Source organism: Glycocaulis sp. (genome assembly GCF_052168375.1).
Taxonomy (GTDB): Bacteria; Pseudomonadota; Alphaproteobacteria; order Caulobacterales; family Maricaulaceae; genus Glycocaulis.
The window spans coordinates 1-7125 of record NZ_JBQLZR010000254.1 but is presented as its reverse complement, the minus strand read 5'-3'; the positions used below and the strand labels follow the sequence as shown (position 1 = coordinate 7125).

General features: G+C 62.3%; 6 protein-coding genes and 1 tRNA gene. 3 read left to right on the top strand and 4 right to left on the bottom strand.

The annotated features are described in order from the left end of the window. Positions 1 to 75 precede the first annotated feature (75 nt). Together cysN and cysD are read right to left on the bottom strand one after the other, a co-directional pair. Positions 76 to 1962 carry a sulfate adenylyltransferase subunit CysN gene (gene cysN, locus ACTS2Z_RS10445; RefSeq protein WP_442573152.1) on the bottom strand — a complete coding sequence of 629 codons (1887 nt, stop codon included), beginning with the start codon at positions 1960 to 1962 and terminating at the stop codon, positions 76 to 78. Then, positions 1963 to 2937 (bottom strand): sulfate adenylyltransferase subunit CysD, encoded by a 975-nt coding sequence (cysD, locus tag ACTS2Z_RS10440; RefSeq protein ID WP_442573151.1) that lies wholly within the window; start codon positions 2935 to 2937, stop codon positions 1963 to 1965. A 468-nt stretch (positions 2938 to 3405) separates the two neighbouring features. Here cysD and ACTS2Z_RS10435 point away from each other — a divergent pair, with 468 nt between their 5' ends. Beyond that, a complete protein-coding gene (locus ACTS2Z_RS10435; RefSeq protein ID WP_442573150.1) occupies positions 3406 to 3936 on the top strand; it encodes an alpha-ketoglutarate-dependent dioxygenase AlkB in 531 nt (176 codons plus the stop codon). Positions 3937 to 3954: 18 nt separating this feature from the next. On the opposite strand, the gene ACTS2Z_RS10430 is transcribed toward ACTS2Z_RS10435, so the two are convergent. Beyond that, positions 3955 to 4031, bottom strand: a tRNA-Ile gene (locus ACTS2Z_RS10430). A gap of 241 nt (positions 4032 to 4272) precedes the next feature. Between ACTS2Z_RS10430 and rfbB the strand changes: the two genes are divergently transcribed. Continuing rightward, positions 4273 to 5319 (top strand): dTDP-glucose 4,6-dehydratase, encoded by a 1047-nt coding sequence (gene rfbB / locus ACTS2Z_RS10425; RefSeq protein ID WP_442573149.1) that lies wholly within the window; start codon positions 4273 to 4275, stop codon positions 5317 to 5319. 56 nt (positions 5320 to 5375) lie between these two features. Beyond that, the gene (gene rfbA / locus ACTS2Z_RS10420) at positions 5376 to 6257 is read left to right on the top strand and encodes a glucose-1-phosphate thymidylyltransferase RfbA (RefSeq protein ID WP_442573148.1); all 882 of its coding nucleotides are present in this window, start codon (positions 5376 to 5378) and stop codon (positions 6255 to 6257) included. 15 nt (positions 6258 to 6272) lie between these two features. On the opposite strand, the gene ACTS2Z_RS10415 is transcribed toward rfbA, so the two are convergent. After that, complete coding sequence (locus ACTS2Z_RS10415) at positions 6273 to 7013, bottom strand: ABC transporter ATP-binding protein (RefSeq protein WP_442573147.1); 741 nt, start codon at positions 7011 to 7013, stop codon at positions 6273 to 6275. Positions 7014 to 7125 lie beyond the last annotated feature (112 nt).

Genomic DNA, 7125 nt, shown 5'->3' with positions numbered 1-7125 from the left:
GGCCTGGCCGACCCTGAACATGGCGCCGAAGTGCGCCGCATCTTGGAAAGCCTGCTTGCGCGCTAGGCGGGGTTTTCAGCCCAGCCTGCCCGCTGCACGCAAGGCGGCAATCACCCGCTCTGCCGCTTCATCCGGGCTGATATCAGCAGTCTCGATATGCAGGTCGGGGTGTTCCGGCGCTTCATAGGGGCTGTCAAAGCCGGTGAAATTCTTGATCTCGCCTGCTTTCGCCTTTTCGTAGAGCCCTTTCGGATCGCGCTCCATGCACACTTCCAGCGGCGCATCGACGAAGATTTCCAGAAACTCACCCTGTTCCATCAGTTCACGCACCATCTGGCGCTCGGCCCGGAAGGGCGAGATGAAGGAGCAGGTGACGATGAGGCCGGCATCGGCAAACAGACGCGCGACCTCGCCAATGCGGCGGATATTTTCCACCCGGTCAGCTTCGGTGAAGCCGAGGTCACGGTTGAGACCGTGGCGCACATTGTCCCCATCGAGCGAATAGGTGTGGTGGCCGGCCTCGGCAAGGCGCCGCTCCACAATATTGGCGATGGTGGACTTGCCTGCGCCCGATAGTCCGGTGAACCACAGGACGGCGGGCTTCTGACCTTTCATGGCCGCCCGGCGGGCCTTGGTGACATCCATTGCATAGGTATGGATATTCGTCGCGCGGCGCAGGGCAAAGCGGATCATCCCGGCACCGACGGTCTGGTTCGTATAGCGGTCGATAAGGATGAAGGCGCCCGTGTCGCGTAGCGTATGATACGGGTCGAAGGCGATGGGCCGGGCGGTGGCCAGATTGCACTGGCCGACGGCATTCATCTCCAGCGATTTGGCCGGAACTTGCGCAAAATTGTTCACGTCGACGGCGTATTTCAGCTCCGTCACCGAAACAGGCGTCACCTGAGCACCGCATTTGAGCAGGTAGGAGCGGCCCGGCAGCATCGCATCCTCATGCATCCACAGCACTTCGGCGGCAAACTGGCTGGCCACATCCGGGCGGTCTTCCGGCCCGCAAAGGACATCCCCGCGCGTGATGTCGATCTCCCGGTCCAGCACCAGCGTCACCGCATCACCGGCCGTCGCGGCGTCAAGATCACCGTCAGCGGTAACAATGCGGGCGATGTTCGCGCTCTGCCCGCTGACAGCGCTCGTGACGGGATCGCCCGTGCGCATGTGCCCCGAACTGACCAGACCGGAAAAGCCCCGGAAATCCGCGTGCGGACGGTTCACCCACTGTACGGGGAAACGTAAAGGCGCGTCTGCAAGGTCAGCCGCCGTTTCCACCTCTTCCAGCCATTCCAGAAGGGTAGGCCCATCATGCCAGTCCATAGCCTTGGACCGGGTCATGACATTATCGCCATCACGCGCCGAGATCGGGATCGGGGTGATGGTTTCAAAATCGAGGCTCGCCGTCTTCTGGAGATAATCGGCGACGATGGCGTCAAATCTTTCGCGGGAATATCCGGCCAGATCCATCTTGTTCACGGCCAGCACTATATGACGGATGCCCATCATGTGCGCGATGTAGGAATGGCGCAGCGTCTGGACCAGGACGCCCTTGCGCGCATCGATCAGCAGGACGGCGAGGTCTGCCGTCGAGGCACCGGTCGCCATGTTGCGCGTGTATTGCTCGTGGCCGGGCGTGTCGGCGACGACGAATTTGCGCTTGTCGGTGGCAAAGAAGCGGTAGGCGACATCGATGGTGATGCCCTGCTGGCGTTCATCTTCCAGCCCGTCCAGAAGAAGCGCGAAATCCATGTTCGCGCCGGTCGTGCCGTGCTTTCGGGAATCCTTCTCCAGCGTGGCGAGCTGGTCTTCCAGAATCTGGCGGGAATCGTAGAGCAGGCGGCCAATAAGGGTGGACTTGCCATCATCGACGGACCCGCAGGTGATGAAGCGCAGCACGCCGCGCGAGCCGGAGCCCGCCAGACGCTTCAGAAGGCCGGCGCGCGTATCCATCTAAAAATACCCCTCGCGCTTCTTCTTCTCCATCGACCCGGCCTCGTCATGGTCGATGAGGCGCCCTGAGCGCTCCGAGGTGCGCGCGCCGAGCATTTCAGCCACCACCGCTTCGAGTGTCGTGGCCTGCGATTCGATGGCGGTGGTGAGCGGATAGCAGCCAAGCGTCCGGAAACGGATCATCCGCTCCTCGGCGTGCTCGCCCGGCTCGAAGACGAAGCGCTCATCATCAACCATCAGCCATTGATCCCCCCGTTTTACGACCGGGCGCTTCGCCGCGAGGTAGAGCGGTACGACGGGAATGTCCTGATGCAGGATGTATTGCCAGATATCGAGCTCGGTCCAGTTGGAGAGCGGGAAGACGCGGATCGATTCTCCCTTGCGGATGCGGGTATTGTAGAGCCGCCAGAGTTCCGGGCGCTGATTGCGTGGATCCCATCCGTGGTTGCCATCGCGAAACGAGAAGATGCGTTCCTTGGCGCGGCTTTTCTCCTCGTCGCGGCGCGCCCCGCCAAAGGCGGCGTCATAGCCATGCCGGTTCATCGCGGCGCGAAGCGCTTCGGTCTTCATCACCTGGGTATGCAGGCCGGAGCCGCTGGCAAAAGGGTTGATGCCCCGCTTCAGCCCTTCCTCATTGATCTCGACGCGCATTTCCAGGTTCAGCGCCTCGGCCATGGCGTCCCGGTAGGCGATCATCTCGCGGAATTTCCAGGTCGTGTCGACATGCTGCAAAGGGAAGGGCAGGCGGCCTGGGTAGAACGCCTTCAGCGCCAGATGCAGCATCACGGCTGAATCCTTGCCGATAGAGTAGAGCATGACAGGGTTGGAAAACTCCGCCGTCACCTCGCGCAGGATGTGGATGGATTCCGCTTCGAGCGCCTTCAAGGGCGCAGGCAGAGGCGGGCGCCCCTTCGCCAGATGGCCGAAGCGCGCGCCATAGGCCCTGATCATTGTGGCAATCGCATTCGCGTCCATGCTCGCCCGAAACCCCTCCCGTGTCCTGGCGCCCATGAGGCACCGTACCGGGCATTTCTGGCAAGAGGCGAGCGGCGTTGGGGTGCGCGTGCAGACTCAGCGAGGACCGACCGGGCGGATGCGAGGGAGGACAAGATATATGGTGGGCCCGGAGGGACGCGAACCCCAAACCAAGCGGGTATGAGCCGCCTGCTCACAACCAACCCTCAAGGTTCAAAGCGGACTTATCTATCAGCAAAGATAACCACGCACCGCCCTGCAGAAACCATGAGGGCGCGACTGTTTTTAGGAAATTAATCGATATTCTGCCATTTTACCGGTCGGCGTGGCCAGGCTATAGTCATGTAAACACTAATGACGCTGGCGAGAGCGCTTTGTCGAAGTATCGATCCTGTAGCGCCTGGGTCTTCAGACCGGTGAGGCACTAGGTTGGAGTGTGCGCCGCTATTGCCACCGGGAACGCGCGTCATGCCCGGCTTTGTTCCTCTGGGCGAAGCCGAGCGCCTGCTAGCTGCAGTCGATGCGGCGGACTGGCGTACCGATCTCCAGCGGCGCGTGCAGCATTATGGCTGGCGGTACGATTATCGCGAGCGCCGGGTGGCGGCAGATATGCGAATAGGCCCGCTTCCAGACTGGCTCGCGCCGGTCGTGAGTTCTGTCGGTGACGTACCCGAATTCCAGCGGCGTCCCGATCAGGTCATCGTCAATGAATATCTGCCCGGACAAGGAATATCCGGCCATGTGGATTGCGAACCGTGTTTCGGGCCGGTGATCGCCTCGCTCAGCCTCACTGGCCATGCGGAAATGGTGTTTCGCAAGAGCCGAACCGGCGAACGCCGGAGCCTCATCCTCGAGCCCTTGATGCTCATAGTCCTGTCGGCTGAGGCGCGCTATGACTGGACGCATGAAATTCCGGCGCGTAAATCCGACCATATTGACGGACAGCGCAAAGCGCGAACCCGCCGTGTGTCGCTGACCTTCAGGACAGTGACCGTCTAGGGTCGCAATCCAAAAAAATGGTGGGCCCGGAGGGACTCGAACCCCCAACCAAGCGGTTATGAGCCGCCGGCTCTGACCAATTGAGCTACAGGCCCACCGTCCGGACCTGATAGCGCACGCGGGCGGATCGGGAAAGCATGGGCTTCACGACGCTTCGGGCGGCCTGGCGCCTGCCCCCGCCAGCAGAAAAAGAGTGTGGATTTTGACCGCTGCACTGCCTATTGGTGGACCCGGCCGGAGGGGCTCGGATTTGTTAGCAACAAAGCCTGTCCCGATCGGGCCATGGCGTGCCCGTGAGAGGGCGTCACAGGCAGCGGACACCGCGTTGAGGATCAGATGAAACTTCTTGTCACCGGCGGGGCCGGCTTTATCGGGTCTGCGGTCATCCGGCTTGCTGTCTCGAAGGGCCATGAAGTGGTCAATGTGGACGCGCTGACCTATGCCGCCTCGCTGGAAAACGTCGCCTCGGTATCGAAGAGCCCGCTCTACCGGTTCGAGAAGGTGGATATCCGTGACCGCGCCGCGCTAGACCGCGTGTTCGACGCGCACCAGCCCGACGCCGTCATGCATCTGGCCGCCGAGAGCCATGTCGACCGCTCCATCGACGGACCGGCCGATTTTGTCGAGACCAATGTCAACGGCACGTTCAACATGCTGGAGGCTGCACGCAAATACTGGGACGCAAAGGGCCGCCCCGAAGGCTTCCGCTTCCTGCACATCTCTACTGACGAGGTGTTCGGCTCCCTCCCGGCGGACCCCGAAATCAAGTTCACCGAAGAGACACGCTACGATCCGCGCTCGCCCTATTCGGCCTCCAAGGCTGCGTCCGACCATCTGGTCCGCGCCTGGAACGAGACCTATGGCCTGCCGGTGCTGATCACCAATTGCTCGAACAATTACGGCCCGTTCCACTTCCCCGAAAAGCTGATCCCGGTTGTCATCCTGAAGGCGCTGGCCGGAGAGAAGCTGCCCATTTACGGCGACGGCTCGAATGTGCGCGACTGGCTCTATGTCGAGGATCACGCGCGCGCGCTGCTGCTGGTGGTCGAGGCTGGCAAGCCGGGCCGCTCCTACAATGTCGGCGGCAATAGCGAGCGCACCAATCTGGAGCTTGTCCGCACGCTGTGCGCCGTGCTCGATGAGCTGCGCCCCGCTGCGGCGCCCTATGCAGACCAGATCACTTTCGTCACCGACCGGCCGGGCCATGATGCCCGCTATGCCATCGATGCGAGCCGCATTCGCGACGAGCTGGGCTGGGAGCCATCTGTCACGCTGGAAGACGGGCTGCGCCAGACCGTGCAATGGTATCTCGACAACGAGGACTGGTGGCGTCCGCTTCTTGGCCGCAAGGGCGTGGGCCAGCGCCTCGGCGCCAAGGGCTGAACCTACATGGCCACCCGACTGACCAATCCGTACGCCGCTGGCTGGAGGCAGGACATTTGACGACGCGCAAAGGTATCATTCTGGCAGGGGGTTCGGGCACGCGCCTGCACCCGATCACGCTGGCAACCTCCAAGCAGCTCCTGCCGGTCTATGACAAGCCGATGATCTATTATCCGCTCTCCATGCTGATGATGAGCGGGATACGCGAGGCGGCCATCATTACGACGCCGCACGAGCAGGCCCAGTTCAAGGCCCTGCTGGGCGATGGCTCGCAATGGGGCATGGCGTTTACCTATATCGTCCAGCCATCACCCGATGGCCTTGCGCAGGCCTATCTGCTGGCGGAAGATTTCCTGGACGGACATCCCTCGCTGATGGTGCTGGGCGACAATATCTTCTTCGGTCATGGCCTACCTGAAATGCTGACCGCCGCTGCCGCGCAGGAAACCGGCGGCACGGTCTTCGGCTATCAGGTCGCAGAGCCGCGCCGCTATGGCGTTGTTGCCTTCGACGATCAGGGCAAGGCGACGCGCATTATCGAGAAGCCGGCCAATCCGCCGTCAAACTTCGCCGTGACGGGGCTTTACTTCCTGGACGGCCGGGCGCCGGAGCGGGCAAAGACGGTCGAGCCGTCCGCGCGCGGCGAGCTGGAAATCACCTCGCTCTTGCAGATCTATCTCGATGAGGGTTCGCTCTCGGTGGAGACGATGGGGCGCGGCTTTGCCTGGCTTGATACCGGTACGCCGGACAGCCTTCTTGAAGCGGCGGAGTTTGTCGCCACGCTGGAGCGCCGTCAGGGCTTCAAGATTTCCTGTCCCGAAGAGATCGCCTGGCGCAAGGGCTTCATCGACAACGCAGGCCTTGCCGCCACGCCGGGCGCGCAAGGCAATGGCACCTATGCGGTCTATATCCGCGAGCTTCTCGAAGGCCGCCACTAGACCGGGCAACGCTCTCTAGAGCGCGCGGTGGGCGTCCTCGAACTCGGCCCATGTGCCGCAGAATGAGACCGTGCCGTGATTGAGCACGATGGCGCGTGTGCAGAAGCGTTTCAGAAGCGGGACCGAGTGCGACGCAAACACCACGATGCGCGTGTTCTCCATGCGCTGGGCGAGGCGCTCCTCGGTCTTGCGCATGAAGGTGGCGTCGCCTGCGGCAACCCATTCATCCAGCAGCAGCACATCAGGCTGGAAGCTTGTCGCGACCGAGAAGGCCAGACGCATCTTCATGCCCGATGAATAGGTCTTTACCGGCATCTCGATAAAGGCGCCCAGCTCGGCAAACTCGATGATCTCGTCGCGCGCCTCGCGGATATGCTTCAGGCTGAAGCCCCGTGACAGGCCCAGAAGCTCGATATTCTCAAGACCGGTCGCTTCCTCGTCCATGCCGAGCGTGATGTCGAACAGGGTAGATATCTGCCCCTCGACATGCAGCTCCCCGGAGGTCAGCTCGTAGATGCCGGCAAGCGTGCGCAGGAGCGTGCTCTTGCCTGCGCCGTTATGGCCGAACAGGGCCACACGGTCGCCGTCATGGATCTCGAAGGACACGTCCGACAGGGCCCGCACGGAGATCGGCCCCTTGCCGCCGGCGCGTACATTGCCACCCACCGACATCGGCAATAGCGCGCCCCGGAAGGAGCGGGCGCCGATATTGTAGACCGGCAGGTCGAGGGTCATGTTTCTGGCGATGATGCTCATGATGAATATCCTATAGCCAGAAGACGATGCGGCGGCGGAAATGCCTGTGGATGATGGCGGCCAGGGCGCAGCCCAGAACGGCCATGCAGGACGCGATGATCAGGCTGGTGGA

Bases quoted from the DNA above. Each gene is read 5' to 3' on its own strand.
- cysD (WP_442573151.1), bottom strand. From the start codon at position 2,937: ATGGACGCGAATGCGATTGCCACAATGATCAGGGCCTATGGCGCGCGC.
- cysN (WP_442573152.1), bottom strand. From the start codon at position 1,962: ATGGATACGCGCGCCGGCCTTCTGAAGCGTCTGGCGGGCTCCGGCTCG.
- ACTS2Z_RS10415 (WP_442573147.1), bottom strand. From the start codon at position 7,013: ATGAGCATCATCGCCAGAAACATGACCCTCGACCTGCCGGTCTACAAT.
- ACTS2Z_RS10435 (WP_442573150.1), top strand. From the start codon at position 3,406: ATGCCCGGCTTTGTTCCTCTGGGCGAAGCCGAGCGCCTGCTAGCTGCA.
- rfbB (WP_442573149.1), top strand. From the start codon at position 4,273: ATGAAACTTCTTGTCACCGGCGGGGCCGGCTTTATCGGGTCTGCGGTC.